This is a genomic window from Actinophytocola sp. (assembly GCF_050699935.1).
GTDB lineage: Bacteria > Actinomycetota > Actinomycetes > Mycobacteriales > Pseudonocardiaceae > Actinophytocola.
In genome coordinates this window covers 1-20,664 of the sequence record NZ_JBOHGB010000092.1, presented here as the reverse complement: position 1 = coordinate 20,664, position 20,664 = coordinate 1, and the positions used below count along the sequence as shown (strand labels likewise).

The window sequence follows — 20,664 nt, the reverse complement described above, 5'->3', positions numbered from 1 at the left end:
GGCGCGAGCAGGCCGGATGAGCATCTGTGAATACCTAACAAAGACGGTTACGCGCACGGTGATTCTTCACCATAATGTGCTCTCATGGTCACCCTCCGCCGCACCTTCCTCGCGCTCGCCGCTGCCGTCGCGGTGGTCGCGTCCCTGCTGCTGAGCGCTCCGGCGAACGCGTTCCCCGGAGCGTTCCTCCACGCGCAGAGCACCGGCAACCGTGGCGTCGAGGTGCTGGCGATCCAGCACCTGCTCGTCCACCACGGCTTCGAGGCACCCACCGACGGCGTGTTCGGCGCGTCGACCGACACGGGCGTGCGGTCGTTCCAGTCGGCCAACGGGCTCGGCGTCGACGGCATCGTGGGGCCGGCGACGTGGGCGAAGCTGGTGCCGCAGCTGTCCGCGGGCGCGAGCGGACCGGCCGTACGCGCGTTGCAGGAGGAGCTCAACGCCAAGCTTCGGCTGTCGCTGCCGGTGAACGGCGAGTTCGACGCGGCCGTGTCCGACGCGGTGCGCTCGTTCCAGCAGCACGCCGGGATCAGCGTGGACGGCATCGTGGGGCCGATGACGTGGCAGAACCTGGTGTGGCACTACGACTACCCGGACCTCGACGCCGGGATGTGCGACCAGGACCCGGACGGCAACGGCACGGCGAACTGGGGCACGGCGGCGGCGATCGCGCAGCTGGAGACGGCGGTGCGGTCGTTCACCGGCCACGGGCCGGTACCGCTGGGCGACGCGGGCTTCGAGCACGGCGGCGACATCCCGGGCCACGGCAGCCACGAGGTCGGCATGGACATCGACCTGTGGCCCATCCGGACGGACAGCGCCCAGTGCACTGCGGACCGGATCACCTGGCGGTCGCCGACCTATGACCAGGCCGCCACCCGGGCCCTCGCCCAGGCGATCCGCGACGCCGCGCCGGGCCACGTGAAGCTGATCTTCTTCAACGACCCGGACCTCATCGCGGAGGGGCTGACCACGGAGTACCCCAACCACGACAACCACCTGCACGTGCGGTACTGCGAGAAGGTCCACCCGAACAGCCTCTACGACTGCTGAGCCAGGCGAACTCGTCCGGACCGCTCAGGACAGCAGGTTGCGGCCCTCGTGGTCGGTGTCCTCGTCCGGGCGCGGTGGGCCGGGCTTGGGCGCCGGCTCCGGGGCCGGATACGCGGTGCGGTACTGCTCGTCCAGCTCGGCCAGCAGCTCGCTGCCCTCGAAGGTGGGCGCCATCGTCGTGTGGACGGCGTCGGCGAGGTTTGCCTGTGCGGCGCGGATCGTGCGGAGGATGTCCGCCGCCAGCTCCGGGCCGGACCGGTCCCGGGGGCCCAGCTCGAGGTCCACCACGTTGCCCGACGAGTTGACGGTGACCGTGATCTGGCCGTCGTCGCTGCGTTCCGTCGCGCGGACGCGCTCCAGGCCGTCCCGGATCTGTTCGGCCCGGCGCTGCGCCGCCGCCAGCCTCGCCTCGTACTCGGCAGGTGGATCGGTCACTCCCAGACGGTAGCGCAGCGGCTCACCGGGGATCGCCGAGTGCGCCGGACCTGTCACGACCCAGCAGCGTGGCCGGACGCACCGCCGCACCACCGAACCGCGCCCGCGCCTGATCGGCGGCCTGGTCGGCGTCCCGCCAGCCGCGCTCCGGGGCGTCGAGGACGAGTTGCTCGCTGCCCTGCTCGCCCAGCTGCTCCATCCGCACGCCGATGAGCCGCACCGCGCCCGGCGGCGTCTGCTCGTCGAGCAGGCGGCACGCGGTCCGGTAGATCTCCTGCGTGACGTCCGTGGCCACCGGCAGCGTGCGCGACCGCGTGATCGTCGTGAAATCGGCGAACCGCACCTTGATCGACACCGTGCGCCCGCGCAGGCCACGCCGGCGCAACGCCGCGGCGGTCTTCTCCGCCAGCCGCAGCAGCTCCTCCTTCAGCAGGCCACGGTCGGTGTGGTCGACCTCGAACGTCTCCTCCGCACCGACGGACTTCTCCACCGACACCGGCTCCACGGCCCGGTCGTCGTGCCCGCGGGCCAGCGCGTGCAGGTGCTCGGCGGCCGCGTTGCCCAGCGTGCGGCGTAATCGGGGCAGCGGCGTGGCCGCGACGTCACCGACGCGGTTCAGGCCGACCGCCCAGAGCCGCTCGGCGGTGCGCTTGCCCACCCCCCACAACACGGACACCGGCAGCGGGTGCAGGAACGCCAGCACCTCGTCGCGCGGCACCACGAGCATGCCGTCGGGCTTGCACAGCCCCGACGCGAGCTTGGCGACGAACTTGGTGGCCGCGACCCCGACCGAGCAGGTGATTCCGTGCTCGGCGACGACCCGTGCACGGATCTGCTCGGCGACCTGGCCGGGCGTCTGGCGCAGCCGCCGCAGCGCGCCCGCCACGTCGAGGAACGCCTCGTCCAGGCTCAGCGGCTCGACCAGCGGCGTGACGTCCCGGAAGATCGCCATCACGCCGGCCGAGACCTCCTGGTACAGCGGAAAGGTCGGCGGCAGGAACACCGCCTTCGGACACAGCCGCCGGGCGTGTGCGGTCGGCATCGCGGAGCGGACGCCGTAGGTGCGGGCGAGGTAGTTGGCGGAGCTGACCACGCCCCGGCCGCCCGTGCCGCCGACGACGACCGGGCGGTCGGCCAGCTCAGGCCGCTCGCGGATCTCCACCGACGCGTAGAAGGCGTCCATGTCGACGTGCAGCACCGCGCACCCGGTGTCGTCGGGCCAGACGCCGCCGCGCGCCTTGTACCGGTCGACCAGGCCGCGCGGCAGGTCCCCACTGCGCCCCATGCCACGAGCCTCCCAGACCGCACCGACGATTACGCGACGCGGCGCGCCACCGCGTGCAGCCGGCTGGCGATGTCGCGCAGCGGCGCGGTCGCGGCGAGCCGGCGTTCCAGCTCGGCGAGCGACTGCTCGGCGCTCGGATCCTGCTCCAGCACGGCGCCCGGAACGAGGTCGGTGAGCACGCCCTGACCGTGCAGCAGCTCGACGACGAGGCCGGCGTCGGTGAGCAGGTGGGTCAGGCCGTCGGTGTCGAAGCGGCGCAGCAGCGGCTCGTCGGGCAGCCGGCCCGCCGGGTCCGCGGCGAGCGCCCGGGCCTCGGCGAGGCGGCCGGCGATCGCGTGGTGCAGCAGCGCGGCGGTGCGGTTGGCGACGACCACGGAGACCACCCCGTCCACGGCGAGCGCATCGACCATGGCGGCCACGGTGTTCTTCGGGTCGTCGACGACCTCGAGCACGCCGTGCGCGACGACCAGGTCCGCGCTGCCCGCACCGACCACCTGGCCGAGCGCGTCGCTGTCGGCCTGCACGGCGGTGATCCGGTCGGCGACGCCGGCGTCCTCGGCCCGGCGGGACAGCGTCGCGAGCGCGTTCGGGTTCGGCTCGACGACCGTGACGACACATCCCGAGGCGGCCAGCGGCACGGCCAGAACGCCGCTACCACCGCCGACGTCGAGCACCCGGGCCGCGACGTCGCCCCGGCGCCGCCGCACGGCGGCCAGCTCGGCGTCGATCGCGAGGCGAACTGCATCCGGTCGCATGAACCGGAACTGTAGTGCCGCTCCCCGGGCACCGTAGGGTTGCCGGCGTGCAAACGGTGGCGGTGCTCAGCCTCAAGGGTGGTGTCGGCAAGACCACCATCGTGCTCGGCCTTGCCTCGGCAGCGCTGCGCCGGGGCGCGCGCACGCTGGTGGTCGACCTCGACCCCCAGTGCAACGCCACGGCCACCCTCGACCCCGACGACACCTCGGCCACGCTCGCCGACGTGCTCGAGACCCCGCGCCCCGCGGTGCTGCGGGACGCGATCGCGCGCAGCGGGTGGGGCGAGGAGGTCGACGTGCTCGTGGGCTCGGAGACCCTCGAGCTGCTCAACGACCAGGACCCGGATCCGCGCCGCCTCGAGAAGCTCAGCCGCGCGCTGACGGAGCTCGGTCCGCTACTGGACGACGGGCAGCTGCCCTACCAGCTCGTGCTGCTGGACTGCCCGCCCTCGCTCGGCCGGCTGACCCGCTCCGCACTGCTGGCCGCGCACGGCGCGCTGCTCGTCACCGAGCCGACGCTGTTCGCGGTCTCCGGCGCGCAACGGGCGTTCGAGGCGGTGGAGCGGACGCGCGAGGAGCACAACCCGAGCCTCACGCCGCTGGGCGTGGTGGTCAACCGGGTGCGGCCGCAGTCCTACGAGCACCAGTACCGGATCGCCGAGCTGCGCGAGCACTTCGGCCGGCTGGTGATGCCGGTCGCCCTGCCGGACCGGCTCGCGGTGCAGCAGGCGCAGGGCGCGTGCGTGCCGATCCACCAGTGGGGCACGCCGGGTGCGCGCGAGGTGTCGCTGGCGCTGAACCTGTTGCTGGCGCGGGTGTTGCGGACCAGCGGCCGCGGCCGGCACCGGACGGACAACTGGCCGGAGGCCGACAGCGACGCCGGCCCTGGCATCGGGGTCGACGAGAGCGACGGCGACACCGATCTGGACGTGGTCGTCGAGAACTGACGCGACGGCCGCCCTCGACCGGCTGCGGGTCGGCCCCGTTCGGCCGGCTCAGCCGACGCAGATCAGCGACGAGCAGGTGGTCGTCGTCGTGGTCGGTGGTGGGTTCGCGGTGGTCCGCGGGGGCGGTGGCGGTTCCTCGGTCGTGGTGCTCGGATCGGCCGGCCGGTCCCGCGTGGTGGTCGTCGTCGTGGTGGTCGTGGTGGTCGTCGTCGAGCTCGATGTCGGCCGGCGGGACGAGGTCGTCGTGGTCGGCACCTCGGTGGGCCGCGGCTGTTGTCCCGGCGGCACGGGCTCGACGGCGGCCCGGCCCGCCGGTGACGGGCGCTGGCCCGACTCCCCACCCACGACGCCCGCCGCGAGCAGGGCGGCGGTCACCGCTCCGATGACGGCACCAGCCGCCACCCGACCGTGAGCACTGTGCAGGGGGGATCCCATGGTGAGGATGGCCCTTCGAGGTCAGTTGGCGACAGCCGGTAGTGGAGCAGCGAATCTACCACCACCCGATCGGCTCAGATGCACTCGACAGGCTGGCGTAGTACGGGTTCGGCAGTGAGTTGAATCGCGCCGAAAAGCTTTGTCGCGATGGGCCCGTGGCACGTAATCTCGCGGTACACGAGAAAGGAGGTGGTCCAAAGGTGATATCGCAACGGACTCGTGAGGTGGCTGTCCGCTAGGACCACCGACCGGACATGGTTTTCCCGGCTGCGCAACACGGCTGACATCGGGTTTCCGGTGCCGTAGGCGCGTGGTGTGGTCGACGAGGCCAGGTTCGAAACACTCCTGGCCTCGGTGCGAATACCAGGCAGTCACCCGGCCCCCGGTGCTCTCAGGGATGTAGTCCGACCCTGAGCCCGCGATCCTCGATCGCCGGAGCAGCCCGGGGGCCGCTTCCTATTTCCCGCCGAGCTCGTCGAGCGCCCGCTCCGCCTGCTGCACGAGCCGCCACGCCTGGCTCGCCCGGCGCTCGGCGTCCTTCACCGACCGACTCGCCGAGCCGACCCGCCGCCGCGCCTCCTTCTCGCGGGTCTCGGCGGCGTCGAGCTCCTCGTAGATCCGCCGGACCTCCTCGGTCGCCTCGTCGGCCAGGCGCTGCGCCTCGGCCAGGATCCGATCCTCCTCGGCGCGATCGGCCTCCGCCTCCTTGACCGTCGCGCGTGCCTTCTCGAGCTCCTCGCGCGCCTTGGCGAGCTTGCGCTCGTGCTCGGCCCGCTCCCGCTCCGACCGCTCGGGCTTCGCCTTGGCCTTGGCCTTCGCCCTGGCCGGCGGCCCGACCGGTGTCCGATCGCCGGACACGTCCGGCCATGCGGCGACCGCGGCGGCGAGCTCCTTGGCCGACGTCAGCCGCCCGGCCAGCAGCACGCGCGCAACGTCGGCGTCGGCGATGGCGGTCGTGAAGATCTCCTCCAGCTCGCGGGTCACCGACTCCGAGAGCCCCGCGCCGCCCTGCTCACCGGCCTGCTTGACCAGCGTGTTGACCAGCTGGGTTCGCTTCTGGGACAACGACTTCAGGTCGGCGCCCGCGAGGTTCGCGTGGGCCTCGCGCAGCGCGTCGCCGAGCTCGGCGACCCGGTCGATGTTCGAGTCGGGGTCGCGAGCGAGCTGGTTGGCGAGCCAGGCGGACGTCGTCGGCTTGCCGAGCTTCTCGATCGCCGCGGCGATCCCGGGATCACCGGCGGCCTTCGCGGCCTTCGCGAGCTCCTTGCGCCGGGGCGTGAAGTCCTCCCGCGAGCCGGCGTAGAGCTCCTCGGCCGCGGATTCCAGGTCGACTGTGTCGGGCACACCACCATCTTGGCGCGTCCGGCTCGGTGAAACGATGTCCACGTGGTCTACCAGCATGTTCTGCGTCGCGCGCTGTTCCGGTCGGGCGGCGGTGACCCCGAGGTCGCGCACGAGCGCACGGTCGCGGCGATGTCCCGGCTCGGCCGCGTGCGCCCGCTGACCGCGGCGCTGCGGCGGTTCTACGGCGCCTCGACGCCGCGCACGGTGTTCGGCGTCCGGTTCCCCGGACCGGTGGGCCTCGCGGCCGGCGTGGACAAGAACGGCGTGGCGGTGCGCGGTTGGCCGGCGTTCGGGTTCGGCTTCGTGGAGGTCGGCACGGTGACGTGGCACGCGCAGCCGGGCAACCCGCGGCCTCGCCTGTACCGGCTGCCGGCGAGCGAGGCCGTGATCAACCGGATGGGGTTCAACAACCTCGGCGCGGCCGCGCTGGCCGAGCGACTGCGGCGGATGGGCCCGGCGCCGGTACCGGTCGGGATCAGCGTCGGGCGGTCCAAGGTCGCGACCGACGCCGTGGCGGACTACGTCTCGTCGGTCCGGGCGCTCTGGCCGTACGCCGACTACTTCGCGGTGAACGTCAGCTCGCCCAACACGCCGGGGTTGCGGGGGTTGCAGGACCGGTCCGCGCTGGACTCGCTGCTGGCGGCGTTGTCGCCGGAGGCACACGGCCGGCCGTTGCTGGTGAAGATCGCGCCGGACCTGTCGTTCGAGGCGATCGAGGACGTGCTCGACGTGTGCCACGCGCGCGGGGTCGCCGGGGTGATCGCCACCAACACCACCCTGGCCCGGGACGGTCTTTCGCCCGCGGACGCCGGGATGGCCGCGCAGGACGGCGGCCTGTCGGGGCGGCCGCTGGCCGGGCGGTCGCTCGCGGTCGTGTCCTTCGTGGCCGGCCGGAGCGAGCTGCCGGTCGTCGGGGTCGGGGGCATCCACACGGCCGAGGACGCCCAGCGGATGTTCGACGCCGGGGCCGCCCTGGTTCAGCTCTACACGGGGTTCATCTACCGCGGACCCGCGCTGGTCCGGCGGATCAACCGGCTCGCCGCGCGCTGACCGGCCTGCCGCTCAGTCGGCGGCGTCGGACAGCTCGCGCAGCGCGACCGCCAGCCCGGCCAGGTGGTCCGTGGCCTCCGTGAGCTCCTGCTTCGGTCCGGGCGCCGAGCTCGCGGCCACCACCCGGCCAGCCGCGGCCACCAGGCTCCGGTAGCCGTCCAGGCCCTCGTCGAGCTGCTCACGCAGGCGGGACACGCCCTCCACGAGCGGGCCGCGCTCCAGGGGTGGCGCGTGGTCGCGGGCCAGCTCCACCGCGACCAGCTGGGCGGCCACCGCGCGCAGGGCGGTCGCCGCCTCGGTGCTCGTCGCCCGGGCCTGGGCCACCGACTCGACCGGGACCGCCGCCGGCACGCCGTCCGTGCCCGACAGCTGAGCCAGCACCTGCCCCAGCGCCTCCTCCGCCTCCGCCAGGCGCTGCATGGGCTCGCGGGCGGCCGAGCGCTTCGGGGGCATGGCCGCGGGCGCTCCGGTCGCTGCCGCCGGAACGCCCGGGCGGGGGTGGATGGCCTCGAACTCGCGTTGGTTGTTCTTCGCCATCGCCAGCTTGAGGGTCGAGCGGAATGTGATCACGACCGCCACGAGCGTCGCCGCGATCACGCCGACCAGGGCCGAACCCTCGCCGTCCGCCACGGCTCCCGTGGCCACGCCGACGATCAGCAGCCCGCACAGCATCGTGATCAGGACCCACGCGGTGAGCCACCGCGACGCCCATACCCGCTTGCGGGCCAGCCGGCGCCGCTGGCGCTCGATGCGCACCTTCTCGTCGCCCCGGCGGGTCCACGCCTCCTGGACCTGCTGCATGACATCGCTCTTGATGTACCGGTTGGCGAGCCGGGTCAGCTGGTAGATCTCTCGCCCGCGCATGGCGCCGACACCTCCCCGCCGAAGCGACTAAGCGACTGACTCAGGTGGTCTGCCCGTTCGCCTTCTGCTCCTGGGCGACGCGCTGCGCGATCTCGGCATCGATGTTCGACGTGGCCGGAGCGGCGGACTTGGTGTTCGAGCCGCCGGTGACCTGCGGCGTGACCGAACCGCCGGACATCGACGCGCGGATCTGCTCCAACCGGGACTGGCCGGCCATCTCCGTGGTCGACGCCTGGACCTCCATCATCCGACCCTGGATCGAGTTCTGGGACAGCTCCGCCGAGCCGAGCGCGGTGGTATACCGCTTCTCGATCTTGTCGCGGACCTCCTCCAGCGACGGCGTGTTGCCCGGCGCCGCCAGCTCGCTCATCTGGTTGAGGCTCTTGGAGACCTGCTCCTGCATCTTCGCCTGCTCGAGCTGGCTCAGCAGCTTCGTGCGCTCGGCGAGCTTGTTCTGCAGCATCATCGCGTTGCGCTCGACCGCGGACTTCGCCTGCGTGGCCGCCTGCAGCGCCTGGTCGTGCAGCGTCTTCAGGTCCTCGATGTCCTGCTCGGCCGTGACGAGCTGCGTCGCGAACGACGACGCCGCCTGCTCGAACTGGGTGGCCTTCGCCTCGTCGCCCTTGGACCGCGCCTCGTCGGCGAGCACCAGCGCCTGGCGCGCGGAGGACTGCAACTTCTCGACATTGCCGAGCTGGCGGTTGAGCTTCATCTCCAACTGCCGCTGGTTGCCGATCACCGCGGCCGCCTGCTGGGACAGCGCCTGGTGCTGACGCTGGGCCTCCTCGATGGCCTGCTGGATCTGTACCTTCGGGTCGGCGTGCTCGTCGATCTTCGACGAGAAGGCTGCCATGAGGTACTTCCAGAACTTCACGAACGGGTTGGCCATCTCCTCCGCCTGCCTTCTCCGTGCTGGTCCGCTTCTGGCTGCCACTCCGGGCCGCTTACGCAGTTGGTATGGCAACGCCCCGTCATCGCTGTGGGTTCCATCGTGTCAGGTCCTCGGTCGTCCTCACCACCGGACCCGGTCGAAATCAGGTACCGATTCAGGGTTAGCCCTGACCGCCCGGACCGATCTCAGGGTTGGACGCCTGCCGGACCTCCACGAGGCCCTCCCTCAGGGCATCGAGCCTACCCGTGAGCTGGGCGGTGGCGGTGTCGGTCGCGCCGCCGTGCGGGCTGAGGTCGGTCGCGGCCCCGCTGATCAGCTCGGCCAGCTCGTCGCGCGCCCGCTCCAGCTCGGTGACCATGGCCTGCATCTTCGCCAGCAGCGCGTCCCGCTGCTCACGCTGCCGCTCGGCCGCGGCGATGCGCGCGGACACCGCCTCGTGGGACCGGGCGAGGTCCGCGGCGGCCGGACCGCCCTCGGCCTCGGCGAGCGCCGTGGCGAGCGTGCGGCGCTCCTCCTCCAGCGACGGCACCGGGATCCCGGCCAGCGCGTGGTCGAGCTCTGCGACCTGGCGCGCGGTGAGCCGCAGCTCCACGACGACGTGTGCGGCGTCCTCGGAGATCCCGTGCAGCGCGGCGTGCTCCCCGAGCGTCGTGCCGAGCTCGCGCAGTACCCGCTCGCCGCGTGACACCCACACCTGAGCAGGGCTGCCCATGATCGGCCGGCGGGCGCCAGGCGACACGTCCTCGACGACCTGCCGGCGGGTGCTGCGGATCATCAGCGGCACGCTCACCACCGCCGCGATGCCGATCACGACGAGGACGACGATGAGCACGGTGGTGAGCAGCACGAACCTCCGATTCCTTGCGTGGCACCGGAGTCTAGTGGCCCGGACGGTCAGCCCCGACGATCAACCCAGACGATCAGGCGGCGAACACCGCGCCCATCCGGTGGCCCCCGAGGGAGGCCTCCATCCGGTGGCTGAGCACGGGCTGGATGCGTAGGTCGGCCAGGTTCTCGCCGACCGTGGCCGGGACCAGCCGGCCGCCCTCGACGCCATCGACCGCCGAACGCCGGTCGTCGCCCGCCGCATCCATGGCGTCCATCGCATCCATGGCGTCCATCGCCTCGGTCCGCTCCGGGCGCTCGGCCGGCTCGGGTACCCGGTGGTCCACCGAGTCCAGCGCCCCCATGTCGCTCGCCACGTGGTGCAGCAGCTGGGACAGCGGCAGCTCCAGCGCGTCACAGATCGCGGCCAGCAGCTCGCTCGACGCCTCCTTGCGCCCCCGCTCGACCTCGGAGAGGTACCCCAGGCTCACCCGCGCCGCGCGGGAGACCTCGCGGAGCGTGCGGCTCTGGTTGGTGCGGGCATGCCGGAGTCGATCACCGATCGCCTCACGCAACAGCACGGCCATCGCGCGCCTCCCTCCAAGATCAACCGCCCGAAAGTCGGGTCGGGCACAGTGTCCACGTTACCGAGACCGCACGATCATCGGCAGCGACATCACCGCGCGTCCGCCACAAGCGAACGATCGAGCGCGTCCCGATGTTCCCGAAGGTAGTGCCCGCGCCTGGAGCCACAGTCGAGATCACCCAGCGGCCGGCTCCGCCAACTGCGAGCTGAACAGGTCGAACGCCGCGCGCACCGCACCCGCGCGGACCTGGTGGCGGTTGCCGTCGATCCCGATCGTGTGCACGGTCGTGCCGCCGGCGCCGGCCACCGCCAGGTGGACCACGCCGGGTTCCACCCCGTCCTGCAGGTCGGGTCCGGCGACGCCGGTGAGCCCGATCCCCCAGCTCGCCCGGCAGGTGATCCGGGCGCCCCTGGCCAGCTGCTCGGCGATCAGCGGATGCACCGCGCCGTGCTCGGCGAGCGCGGCCGCGTCCACGCCGGCGAGCTCGTTCTTCAGCGACGTCGCGTACACGACCACGCCGCCCCGCACGACCTTGCTCGACCCGGGCACGCTGGTCAGCGCGGCAACGACCAGCCCGCCGGTGAGCGACTCGGCGGTCGCGACGGTCTCCCCGCGCTCGCGCAGGGTCACGATCAGGTCGGTCAGGTGTTCGGCGTCGAGGCCGAGCAGATCGGCGAGTGGGTTCCTAGCCACTGGCGCGCAGGCGGATCGCCCGGATCACGTAGTCGACGCCGGTGACGACGGTCAGTGCCACCGCGACGCCCATCGCGGTCCACTCGACCGGGTCGAACCACGCGGGCAACGGCAGCAGGAACATCCCGATCGCGACGATCTGGATGAGCGTCTTCGCCTTGCCGCCGAAGCTGGCCGCGATCACGCCGTACCGGATCACCCAGAACCGCAGCAGCGTCACGCCGACCTCCCGGACGGCGATCGTGACGGTGACCCACCACGGCAGCTCGCCGATGATCGACAGCCCGATGAGGGCGGCTCCGGTCAGCGCCTTGTCCGCGATCGGATCGATGACCTTGCCGAAGTCGGTGACCAGCCCGAACTTGCGGGCCAGCCGCCCGTCGACGTGGTCGGTGACCGAGGCGACGGCGAACACGAACGCGGCGGTCAGCCGCCAGCCGGTCGAGTCCTCCGCGGCGAACAGGGTCAGCAGGAACACCGGCACCAGCGCGAGCCGGGTCACCGTCAGGATGTTCGCGACGTTGACGAGGGGGACCGGGACGGCCGTCACCCGGGCGTCGGGTGGCGGCGTGCCGTCGGCCGGCGTGGAACTCACGACGACCCCTCGCGGGCTCGGTGTCGCCGCTCGCGGTCGCCCTGTGACATTGACTCGTTCGCATGCTCGCGAGCTGTGTTCATTGATTCGCTCGCAAGCTCGCTCATGTGCGAGGCCTCGATGTTCTCGACCGGAGCCACGATCAGGTCCACACCCTCCGCACCGACCACCTTTCCGCGAACCAGGTCGCCCACCATCAGCTCCGCCTCACCGGTGAGCAGGCATTCGCCGTCCACCTCTGGTCCCTGGTGCGCGGCCCGGCCGGCGCACTCGCCACCCTCCACTCGCTCGACGAGCACCAACACCTCGTCGCCGACCCGATCCTCCGCCCGCTGCGCGGTGAGCTGCTCGACGAGCTCCGACAGGCGCGCGACCCGCTCGGCCACGACCCGCGGGTCGAGCTTGCCTCCCAGCCGCGCCGCCTCCGTGCCGTCCTCGTCGGAGTAGCCGAACACGCCGACCACGTCCAGCCGCGCCTCGGTGAGGAACCGCTCCAGCTCGGCCAGCTCCTCCTCGGTCTCCCCGGGGAAGCCGACGATCACGTTGCTGCGGATGCCCGAGTCCGGGGCGAGCGAGCGGATCTGCTCGACCAGCGCGAGGAACGGCTCGATGCCGCCGAAGCGGCGCATCCGGCGCAGCACGGTCGAGCTGGCGTGCTGGAAGGACATGTCGAAGTAGTTCGCGACGCCGTCGGTGCCGGCGATCGCGTGCAGCAGGCCGGGCCGGGTCTCCGCGGGCTGGAGGTAGGACACCCGTACCCGGTCGACGCCGTCGATCGCGGCGAGGCGGGGCAGCAGTCGCTCCAGCGCGTCCGGTCCGCCGAGCTCGCGGCCGAGATCCTTGCCGTAGGACGTGGAGTTCTCGCTGACCAGGAACAGCTCGCGGACACCCTGCCCGGCGAGCCACGCGGCCTCGGCCAGCACCTCGTCGGGTGTCCTGGACACGAACGCGCCGCGGAACGAGGGGATCGCGCAGAACGAGCAGCGCCGGTCGCAGCCGGAGGCGATCTTGAGCGGCGCCACCGGCGCGTCGTCGAGGCGCTTGCGCGGCACCCGCGGACCCCAGCCGTGGCCGGGCACCGACACGTCCGAGACCGCCGGCCGCTGGACCGGAGTGATCGGCAGCAGCGTGCGACGGTCGGCCGGCCGGTGGGACGGGATCGCTCGGCCGGCGACCACGTCGTCCAGCCGCTCTCCCAGGTTCGGGTAGTGGTCGAAGCCGAGCACGGCGGCCGCCTCCGGCAGGCTCTCGGCGAGCTCGGTGCCGTACCGCTGCGCCATGCAGCCGACCGCGACGACCTTCTTGCCGGTGTCGGCGGCGGCCAGCAGCGCGTCCACGGAGTCCTTCTTGGCGGACTCGACGAAGCCGCACGTGTTCACGACGATCACGTCCGCGTCGGACTCGTCGTCGCCGACCTCCCAGCCTCCGTCGGCCAGGCGGCCGGCGAGCTCTTCGGAATCGACCTCGTTGCGGGCACACCCGAGGGTGAGCAGGGCGGCACGGCGCGACGGTGGTGGTGCGGACACGGCTCTCAGGGTAACCGCCGACGGTTGCTCCGAACCGGTTACTACCGGTCCGTCTCCGCGGCGAGCGTGATGTCGAACCGCGCGGTGTGGAAGGGCACGTCCAGCTCGCGCCCGTCCGGCGACCGACCGGGCCCGTGCCGGGGGAACTCGATCACCAGCGACGGCTTGACGCCGAACACCGCGTCGTCGTCGAGGTGCGCGCTGTCCGCGGTGAACACGTGCGTGACGAGCGTGCGGTACCCGGGCGCGGAGACCATGAAGTGCACGTGGGCCGGGCGCATCGGGCCGCGGCCGGCCGCGACGAGCAGCTCACCCACCGGCCCGTCGCCGGGGATCGGGTACGCCTCGGGGTGCACGGACCAGAACGCGTACCGGCCCCGCTCGTCCGCGCGGAGCCGGCCGCGGCCGCGTGGACGGTCCAGGTCGGCGTACTGAACGTCGTAGCGACCGTCCTCGTCGGACTGCCAGATCTCCAGCACGGCACCGGGAACCGGCTCGCCGGCGGTGTTCGTCACGGTTCCCTCGACGAAGCACGGCGTGCCCGGTGCGCCGACGCAGATGTCCGCGCCGAGCGCGAACTCGGGCGCACCCTCGACGAAGAACGGGCCGAGCACGGTCGACTCGGTGGGCGGCCGGGACTCGTCGGCACGAGCCGGGTGGTTGATGTCGATCACCGCCATCGAGGCGCCGAGCACGTCGGAGAGCAGGATGAACTCCTGGCGCTTGTCGTCGCACGTCTGCCCGGTGCGGGTGAGGAAGTCGATGGCGGCGGCCCACTCCTGCTCGGTGAGCCGGACGTCCGCGAGGAACGCGTGCAGGTGCTTGACGAGGCTCGTCGCGATCTCCCGGAACCGCGGGTCCCCGGCCCCCTCGAAGCTCGCCACGACCCGGTCGGTGAGGTTCATGCCGGCCACCTTCCCTCGTATGCGGCCGTCAGCAGGGCGGCGGCGTCCGGTGTGCGGCGCACGGCGTCGTCGAGGTCCTCGGCATTCAGGCCGATCTCGCGCAGGCTGGTGGGCGCGCCGATCCGCTCCGCCAGCCCGCGCAGTCCGTCCGCGTCGACGCCACCGGTGCGGGCCGCCGTGTACGGCAGCAGCACGGCGTGGGTGGGCGCGTGCGGCAGGCCGTACGCGCCACCGAGCGCGTGGCACAGCTTGTGGTGCGGACCCGAGCCGACCACCGCGAACGCCGAGGCGGCCAGGTACGCGCCGTACAGCGCCTCGGTCCGGTCCTGCTCGGCCACGGCCTTCGGCAGCCCGGCCGAGAGCACCCGGACGGCCTCGTGCCCGACGAGCGCGGTGACCGGGTCGGCGGCGTGCGCCCGTACCGCGTGGGCGAGCGCGTTCATCCCGCTGGCGGCCGTGATCGCCGGCGGCAGCCCCACGGTCAGGTCCGGGTCGTACACGACGAGCCGCGGCAGCGCGTCCATCGACCGGCCGGTGTGTTTCTCCCCACCCTCCGTGCGCCCCCACACCGGGGTCATCTCCGACCCCGAGTAGGTGGTCGGCACCGCGACGATCGGCACCCGCATCGACAGCGCGACGGCCTTCGCGGTGCCCACCGACGCCCCGCCGCCGACCGACAGCAGACAGTCCACATGGGACCGAGTGGCCACGTCGAGCGCGGCGCAGGCGATCTCGGCGGGCACGTGCTCGCGCACGTCGGTGAACACGTCCACGACCGGCAGTCGCTCGGCCAGCGAGCGGGCGAGCGGCTCGCCGCGCCTGGTCGTCACCAGCAGCACCCGCGACACCCGCAGCGCCGCGACCTCGCCGGCCAGCGCGGAGCGCGCCGCGCCTGCCCCGAACACGACCCGCCCGGGCATCGCCGTCCGCGTGAACTCGAGCATCACACGGCCCGCGCGCTCGGGTGGTAGGCGGCGCCCAGCGCCTCACTGATCTCGGCGGCCGCCGCCACCAGAGCCGGCACGTACTCGCGGCGGACGCGGTCCAGCGGCACCGACGACGGCACCGACATGCCGAGCGCGGCGACCACCCAGTTCGCGCTGTCCAGCACGGGTGCGGAGAACGACCGCACGCCCTCCTCGTACTCCTGGTCCACGAGTGCCCAGCCCTGCTCCCCCACCTCGGTGACGATCGCCGCGAGCCGCGCCGGGTCGGTGACGGTCGACGGGGTGAGCGCGGCGAACGGCCCGTCGGGCCGCTCCGCCCGGGCGGCCAGCAGCACGCGGCCGGCGGCCGTCGCGTAGGCCGGCATCCGGGTGCCCGGCAACAGCGTGTGCGGCATGCCCCGGCGCGGCGGCACCCGGTACAGGAACACCGCGTCCTCGCCGTCCAGCGCGATCAGCGAGCACGTGTGCCCGACGACCTCGGTGACCGCCTCCATCGGCCGCCGGGCGACCTCGGTCAGGTCGAGCGACGAGGTGAACGCGTGCCCGAGCGCGAGCACGTGCGGGGTCAGCGCGTACGCCCGGCCCTCCGCGCGCAGGTAGCCGAGGCGCTCCAGGGTCAGCACGAGCCGCCGCACGGTCGGCCGGGACAGGCCGGTCACGCCGGCCAGCTGCGCGATCGTGAGCAGCGGGCGGTGTCCCGCGAACGCGAGGAGCACCGACAGGCCCCGCTCGAGGGACTGCACGTAGTCCTTGTCCTCCGGATCCTTCATGAGCCTCGTCCGCATTGCGTACGACCGTGCCGCTATCCGGCAGATCCAGCGTGGCCCCAGGTCACCGCGGGTGTCAATGTCCACACCGATTCAGTCTGCGGCCCGTTCGGCGGTTAGGTTTGCACCGTGGAAGACGTCGTGGTCCGCCGCGCCCGGATCGGCGACGTGCGGGTGATCAAGTCGATCATCGACACCTATGTCGGCAAGGTGCTGTTGGCCAAGGAGCTCGTCACCCTCTACGAGGACGTGCAGGAGTTCCTGGTGGCCGAGCGCAACGGCGAGCACGGCCGCGAGCTGCTGGGCTGCGGCGCGCTGCACGTGCTGTGGGAGGACATCGCGGAGATCCGCTCGATCGCGGTGCTGCCGCACGCGCTGCGGCTGGGCGTCGGCGGCATGCTCGTCGAGCGGCTGATCGCGCTCGCCCGCGACCTCGGGCTCCCCCGGCTGTTCGTGCTGACCTTCGAGACGGAGTTCTTCGCTCGGTACGGGTTCGTGGAGATCGAGGGCACCCCGGTGAGCTCGGAGGTCTACGAGGAGATACGCCGCTCGGCCGACGAGGGCGTCGCGGAGTTCCTGGATCTGCCCTACGTCAAGCCGAACACGCTCGGCAACGCGCGCATGCTGCTCGAGCTGTAACCAACTTTCGATATCACCCTTTAGCCCGTTAGGTGGTTTCCGGTTCATGATCCTCCTGGCGTAATGGATCAGGGTCCGCAACGGCGCGGGTCCGTCACGCCTCACGAGGGAGATCTCCGTGGCCACGTCAACCCTGCGTCGTGCTGCCCGGGCAACCGTCACAGCCATCGCCGTCAGCAGCGCCATGATCGTCGGCACCGCGTACGCCGAGGCTTCGCTCGACCCCGCCGAGCTCGAACAGGTCACCGATCAGTACCTGTACGACGCCAGCCTGACCAGCTTCCAGAGCATCCGGATCGAGCAGCCCTACGGCGACCAGCTCGACTGGAGCTCCGACGGCTGCTCGAACTCGCCGGACAACCCGTTCGGCTTCAACCTGGTGAGGGCGTGCTACCGGCACGACTTCGGCTACCGGAACTACAAGGACCAAGGCCGGTTCACCGAGTCCAACCGGTTCGCGATCGACAACCAGTTCCGGGACGACATGTACGAGGTCTGCGACGGCAACTGGGCATGCAACCGGTTCGCCGACACGTACTACTGGGCCGTGCGCCAGTTCGGCGGCTGACCGGTCGTCGTGCGGAGCGGGGTGCGCGACCCGCGGCCCCGCTCCGTCGTCACTGCTGCGGCGGGTACTGCTGAGGCGGGTACTGCTGAGGCGGGTACTGCTGCCCCGGGTGTTGCGGCGGGTACTGGCCCGGCTGCTGCGGCGGGTACTGCTGGGGCGGGTACTGCTGCTGTGGATATTGCTGCGGCGGGTACTGCTGCCCCGGGTGCTGTGCGTACGGCGGGGGCGTCTGGAAGTTCGGCGCGCCCGGGTAGCCGGGCTCGGGGTAGCCGCCCTGGCCGTAGGCGTTGAAGTTCGGGTCGGCGACCGGGCCCACGTACCTCGCCTGACCGAAGGCGAGAATCGGGACGCCGACGTATGGCAGGAAGATCAGCAGTACCGCGAACCCGCCGCCCCTGCCGAACGCCTTCGCCAGATCAATCATCAGGATGATCGACATGATGAGGTTCACCAGCGGGATGAAGAACAGGATGAGCCACCACCCCGGGCGGCCGACGAGCTTCAGCAGCACGTAGATGTTGTAGAACGGCACGATCGCGGCCCAGCCTGGCTGGCCGGCCTTGATGTACATCTTCCAGTAGGACGCGATCAAGAAGATCACGAGAGCCAGGCTGATCAGGCCGACCACGAGAAGCACCGGCGCGGACACGGCCGTGTCGGTCTCGAAGGTCTGATCCGGCTGAGTCCGCACGGTGCTGCCCCTTCCACACTGAGTCGCCGGGGCAGAGTACCGGACCGGCTTTCGCCTACTCCTCGTCCTCCGAGGTGGGGCCGCCGCCGCGGATCAGGTACAGCACGGAGTCCAGCTCGTCCGGCTTGATCAGCACGTCGCGGGCCTTCGAGCCCTCGGACGGGCCCACCACGCCGCGGCTCTCCAGCAGGTCCATCAGCCGGCCCGCCTTCGCGAAGCCGACCCGGAGCTTGCGCTGCAGCATCGACGTCGAGCCGAACTGCGAGGTGACCACCAGCTCCGCGGCCTGCAGCAGCACGTCGAGGTCGTCGCCGATGTCCTCGTCGATCTCGCGCTTCTCGCTCGCCTTCGCCGCCGTCACGCCGTCCGTGTACTCCGGCTGCGCCTGCTCCTTGACGAAGGAGACCATCGCGTTGATCTCCTCGTCGGTGATGAACGCGCCCTGGATCCGCACCGGCTTGGACGCGCCCATCGGCAGGTACAGCCCGTCGCCCATGCCGATCAGCTTCTCCGCGCCCGGCTGGTCCAGGATGACCCGCGAGTCGGTCAGCGACGACGTCGCGAACGCCAGCCGCGACGGCACGTTCGTCTTGATCAGACCGGTGACCACGTCGACCGACGGGCGCTGGGTCGCGAGCACCAGGTGGATGCCAGCGGCGCGGGCCTTCTGGGTGATCCGCACGATCGCGTCCTCGACGTCGCGCGGCGCGGTCATCATCAGGTCGGCGAGCTCGTCGACGATCGCAAGGATGTACGGGTAGGGCCGGTACTCGCGCTCGGACCCGGGTGGCGCGGTGATCTCACCCGAGCGCACCTTCTTGTTGAAGTCGTCGATGTGGCGCACCCGGTTGGCCTGCATGTCCTGGTAGCGCTGCTCCATCTCCTCGACGAGCCAGGTCAGCGCCGCGGCCGCCTTCTTCGGCTGCGTGATGATCGGCGTGATCAGGTGCGGGATGCCCTCGTACGGCGTCAGCTCCACCATCTTCGGGTCGATCAGCACCATCCGGACCTCGTCCGGGGTCGCGCGCGCGAGCAGGGACACGAGCATCGAGTTGACGAAGCTCGACTTGCCGGAGCCGGTGGAGCCCGCGCACAGCAGGTGCGGCATCTTCGACAGGTTCGCGGTGACCATGTGGCCCTCGATGTCCTTGCCGAGGCCGATCACCATCGGATGGGTGTCCTGCACAGAGGTGCTCGACCGCAGCACGTCACCCAGCCGGACCATCTCGCGGTCGGAGTTGGGCACCTCGATGCCCACCGCGGACTTGCCGGGGATCGGAGCGAGCAGCCGCACGTTGTCGGTGGCGACCGCGTAGGCGATGTTCTTGGTCAGCGCGGTGATCTTCTCGACCTTCACGCCCGGGCCGAGCTCGACCTCGTAGCGGGTGACCGTCGGGCCCCGGGTGAAGCCGGTGACCTGTGCGTCGACCGAGAACTGGTCGAGCACGCCCGTGATCGCCTCGATCATCGCGTCGTTGGCGCGGCTGCGGGACTTCGGCGCGTCGCCGCCGGCGAGCAGGTTCGGGTCGGGCAGCCGGTAGTCGCCGTCGACGACCCGGGTGAGCGTGAGCTGGCCGGACTCCTTGGGCGGCGCGGTCTCCTTGACCTGCGACGGCTTCGGTCGCTTTCGTGGCGGGGCAAGCGGCTCCGGCGGCGGGGGGACGTCCTCGACGCCGGTCTCGAGCCGGGGCTGGGCGTCGTCAGCCATCGAGCCAGCCATGGCGGCCTGGCGGCGGCGCGCCGGGCGACGCGGCTTCGCCCCCGTACTGGAATCCGCGGCCGGGACCTCCTCCTCGCCCGGGAGGTCGATGCCCTCCTCGTAGTCCCCGTCGGGCTCCATGCCCAGCTCGCGCAGCCGGGTCGGGATGTCGCGGAAGCGGGTGCCGGTGAACACCAGCACGCCGAAGCCGAGCAGGAGCACCAGCAGCGGGATGGCCACCCACGGCGTGACGCCCTTCGCGAGCATCCCGCCGGAGACGTAGCCGAGCGCACCGCCGGCGTACATCCGGCCCTCGTTGTCCTCGGGCAGGTCACCGAACAGGTGCAGGATGCCCAGGAACGCCATGGTGAACAGCAGCGCGCCGATGACCAGCCGGGGCCGCTTCTCCGGCTGGGGGTCCGAGCGCATCAGCGCGATCCCGATCACCAGCACGACCATCGGCAGCGCCATCGCGGCCGCGCCGACCGCGGAGCGCACGCCGACCTCCAGCCAGCGCCCGACCGGTCCGGCCGCGTGCCACCAGACGCCGGCACCGGCGATCACGCCGACGGCGATCAGCCCGAACGCCAGCCCGTCGCGGCGGTGCGCGGGGGCGAGGTCCTTGGTGCGGCCCATCGTGCGCGCGAGCCCACCCACGCCCATGGCCAACAGGATCCAGCCGCCGCGCAGCCCGCGGCCGAGGGCGTGGCCGAGTCCACCCTTGCGACGCGCGGGCCGCCGCCGGGTGGCGGACCGGGACGACGACCGGGGGCGGCCTCCGGACGACTTGGCCGACCGGGCGCCACTACCTCCACGGGTGCTGCGGCCCTTGGAGGTCCTGGAGGCTGCTGTCCGGTTCGCCATACTCCACACGGTAGTCGGCCTTCACCACATGAGTCACTTCTGCCACACGGGCATCTTTCCGTGACACCAGGGCCGCGTGGTCACCGTGCACCCGGTCCGTGCGATGCTCCGCTCATGGTCGCGCCGTTCCGCCGCTCAACCGAGCCGACACGCCGTACCGGTGCCGAACGCGTCTCGCCGATCTGGCAGGCGATGACGTTCCTGGACCGCGGTTTCGTCCGACTGGCCGGCAGAATGGAGATCACCGGCACGATCCCGCCCGAGTTCCGCGACGGGCCCAGCCTGATCGCGGCGAACC

22 protein-coding genes and 1 pseudogene are annotated in these 20,664 nt (G+C 71.9%); 7 read left to right on the top strand and 16 right to left on the bottom strand.

Annotation, left to right across the window (positions count from 1 at the left end; translation table 11 throughout):
- The first annotated feature begins 84 nt into the window (after positions 1 to 84).
- Positions 85 to 1,053 (top strand): penicillin-insensitive murein endopeptidase, encoded by a 969-nt coding sequence (locus ACRDTB_RS25275; RefSeq protein ID WP_431434187.1) that lies wholly within the window; start codon positions 85 to 87, stop codon positions 1,051 to 1,053.
- A 24-nt stretch (positions 1,054 to 1,077) separates the two neighbouring features.
- Here the strand turns inward: ACRDTB_RS25275 and ACRDTB_RS25270 are convergent, their stop codons facing one another.
- The 3 genes from ACRDTB_RS25270 to ACRDTB_RS25260 are packed head-to-tail and all read right to left on the bottom strand — an operon-like array spanning position 1,078 to position 3,528.
- Positions 1,078 to 1,488: a YbaB/EbfC family nucleoid-associated protein gene (locus ACRDTB_RS25270; protein ID WP_431434185.1), complete on the bottom strand. Its 411-nt coding sequence runs from the start codon at positions 1,486 to 1,488 to the stop codon at positions 1,078 to 1,080.
- A 22-nt stretch (positions 1,489 to 1,510) separates the two neighbouring features.
- Entirely contained in the window at positions 1,511 to 2,773 is a 1,263-nt protein-coding gene (locus ACRDTB_RS25265) for a DNA polymerase IV (RefSeq protein WP_431434183.1), read from the bottom strand.
- Between the two features lie 29 nt (positions 2,774 to 2,802).
- Positions 2,803 to 3,528 (bottom strand): class I SAM-dependent methyltransferase, encoded by a 726-nt coding sequence (locus ACRDTB_RS25260; protein ID WP_431434181.1) that lies wholly within the window; start codon positions 3,526 to 3,528, stop codon positions 2,803 to 2,805.
- Positions 3,529 to 3,575: 47 nt separating this feature from the next.
- Between ACRDTB_RS25260 and ACRDTB_RS25255 the strand changes: the two genes are divergently transcribed.
- Together ACRDTB_RS25255 and ACRDTB_RS25250 are read left to right on the top strand one after the other, a co-directional pair.
- On the top strand, positions 3,576 to 4,475 hold the full coding sequence (locus ACRDTB_RS25255) for a ParA family protein (RefSeq protein WP_431434179.1): 900 nt from the start codon (positions 3,576 to 3,578) through the stop codon (positions 4,473 to 4,475).
- Positions 4,476 to 4,551: 76 nt separating this feature from the next.
- The gene (locus ACRDTB_RS25250; protein ID WP_431434177.1) at positions 4,552 to 4,887 is read left to right on the top strand and encodes a hypothetical protein; all 336 of its coding nucleotides are present in this window, start codon (positions 4,552 to 4,554) and stop codon (positions 4,885 to 4,887) included.
- A gap of 479 nt (positions 4,888 to 5,366) precedes the next feature.
- Here the strand turns inward: ACRDTB_RS25250 and ACRDTB_RS25245 are convergent, their stop codons facing one another.
- Entirely contained in the window at positions 5,367 to 6,254 is an 888-nt protein-coding gene (locus ACRDTB_RS25245; protein WP_431434175.1) for a hypothetical protein, read from the bottom strand.
- 42 nt (positions 6,255 to 6,296) lie between these two features.
- Here ACRDTB_RS25245 and ACRDTB_RS25240 point away from each other — a divergent pair, with 42 nt between their 5' ends.
- Positions 6,297 to 7,304, top strand: a complete 1,008-nt coding sequence (locus ACRDTB_RS25240; protein ID WP_431434173.1) for a quinone-dependent dihydroorotate dehydrogenase — start codon at positions 6,297 to 6,299, stop codon at positions 7,302 to 7,304.
- Between the two features lie 12 nt (positions 7,305 to 7,316).
- Here the strand turns inward: ACRDTB_RS25240 and pspM are convergent, their stop codons facing one another.
- From pspM to ACRDTB_RS25190, 10 genes are all read right to left on the bottom strand, one after another.
- Entirely contained in the window at positions 7,317 to 8,168 is an 852-nt protein-coding gene (pspM, locus tag ACRDTB_RS25235) for a phage shock envelope stress response protein PspM (protein WP_431434171.1), read from the bottom strand.
- A 40-nt stretch (positions 8,169 to 8,208) separates the two neighbouring features.
- A complete protein-coding gene (locus ACRDTB_RS25230) occupies positions 8,209 to 9,057 on the bottom strand; it encodes a PspA/IM30 family protein (RefSeq protein WP_431434169.1) in 849 nt (282 codons plus the stop codon).
- 163 nt (positions 9,058 to 9,220) lie between these two features.
- Positions 9,221 to 9,907, bottom strand: coding sequence for a hypothetical protein (locus ACRDTB_RS25225; RefSeq protein ID WP_431434167.1), 687 nt, complete (start codon positions 9,905 to 9,907; stop codon positions 9,221 to 9,223).
- 73 nt (positions 9,908 to 9,980) lie between these two features.
- Positions 9,981 to 10,472: a helix-turn-helix domain-containing protein gene (locus tag ACRDTB_RS25220; RefSeq protein ID WP_431434165.1), complete on the bottom strand. Its 492-nt coding sequence runs from the start codon at positions 10,470 to 10,472 to the stop codon at positions 9,981 to 9,983.
- A gap of 174 nt (positions 10,473 to 10,646) precedes the next feature.
- Complete coding sequence (locus ACRDTB_RS25215; RefSeq protein ID WP_431434163.1) at positions 10,647 to 11,165, bottom strand: CinA family protein; 519 nt, start codon at positions 11,163 to 11,165, stop codon at positions 10,647 to 10,649.
- Complete coding sequence (pgsA, locus tag ACRDTB_RS25210; protein ID WP_431434162.1) at positions 11,158 to 11,760, bottom strand: CDP-diacylglycerol--glycerol-3-phosphate 3-phosphatidyltransferase; 603 nt, start codon at positions 11,758 to 11,760, stop codon at positions 11,158 to 11,160. Before pgsA ends, ACRDTB_RS25215 begins: the two co-directional genes overlap by 8 nt.
- Entirely contained in the window at positions 11,757 to 13,286 is a 1,530-nt protein-coding gene (gene rimO, locus ACRDTB_RS25205; protein ID WP_431434160.1) for a 30S ribosomal protein S12 methylthiotransferase RimO, read from the bottom strand. Before rimO ends, pgsA begins: the two co-directional genes overlap by 4 nt.
- Before the next feature lie 41 nt (positions 13,287 to 13,327).
- Entirely contained in the window at positions 13,328 to 14,191 is an 864-nt protein-coding gene (locus tag ACRDTB_RS25200; RefSeq protein ID WP_431434158.1) for a dioxygenase, read from the bottom strand.
- Positions 14,188 to 15,135 (bottom strand): iron-containing alcohol dehydrogenase, encoded by a 948-nt coding sequence (locus tag ACRDTB_RS25195; RefSeq protein WP_431434156.1) that lies wholly within the window; start codon positions 15,133 to 15,135, stop codon positions 14,188 to 14,190. Before ACRDTB_RS25195 ends, ACRDTB_RS25200 begins: the two co-directional genes overlap by 4 nt.
- Positions 15,135 to 15,908, bottom strand: coding sequence for an IclR family transcriptional regulator domain-containing protein (locus tag ACRDTB_RS25190; RefSeq protein ID WP_431434154.1), 774 nt, complete (start codon positions 15,906 to 15,908; stop codon positions 15,135 to 15,137). The genes ACRDTB_RS25195 and ACRDTB_RS25190 overlap by 1 nt, the downstream gene beginning before the upstream one ends.
- A 126-nt stretch (positions 15,909 to 16,034) precedes the next feature.
- On the opposite strand from ACRDTB_RS25190, the gene ACRDTB_RS25185 reads away from it, so the two are divergent.
- Together ACRDTB_RS25185 and ACRDTB_RS25180 are read left to right on the top strand one after the other, a co-directional pair.
- Positions 16,035 to 16,544, top strand: a complete 510-nt coding sequence (locus ACRDTB_RS25185) for an amino-acid N-acetyltransferase (protein ID WP_431434152.1) — start codon at positions 16,035 to 16,037, stop codon at positions 16,542 to 16,544.
- A gap of 118 nt (positions 16,545 to 16,662) precedes the next feature.
- Entirely contained in the window at positions 16,663 to 17,112 is a 450-nt protein-coding gene (locus ACRDTB_RS25180; RefSeq protein WP_431434150.1) for a phospholipase, read from the top strand.
- Between the two features lie 49 nt (positions 17,113 to 17,161).
- On the opposite strand, the gene ACRDTB_RS25175 is transcribed toward ACRDTB_RS25180, so the two are convergent.
- Positions 17,162 to 17,803: a DUF5684 domain-containing protein gene (locus tag ACRDTB_RS25175; RefSeq protein WP_431434149.1), complete on the bottom strand. Its 642-nt coding sequence runs from the start codon at positions 17,801 to 17,803 to the stop codon at positions 17,162 to 17,164.
- A gap of 55 nt (positions 17,804 to 17,858) precedes the next feature.
- Positions 17,859 to 20,366 carry a DNA translocase FtsK 4TM domain-containing protein gene (locus ACRDTB_RS25170; RefSeq protein WP_431434147.1) on the bottom strand — a complete coding sequence of 836 codons (2,508 nt, stop codon included), beginning with the start codon at positions 20,364 to 20,366 and terminating at the stop codon, positions 17,859 to 17,861.
- A 114-nt stretch (positions 20,367 to 20,480) separates the two neighbouring features.
- Here ACRDTB_RS25170 and ACRDTB_RS25165 point away from each other — a divergent pair.
- Positions 20,481 to 20,664, top strand: a pseudogene (locus ACRDTB_RS25165) (1-acyl-sn-glycerol-3-phosphate acyltransferase); the annotation flags it as partial.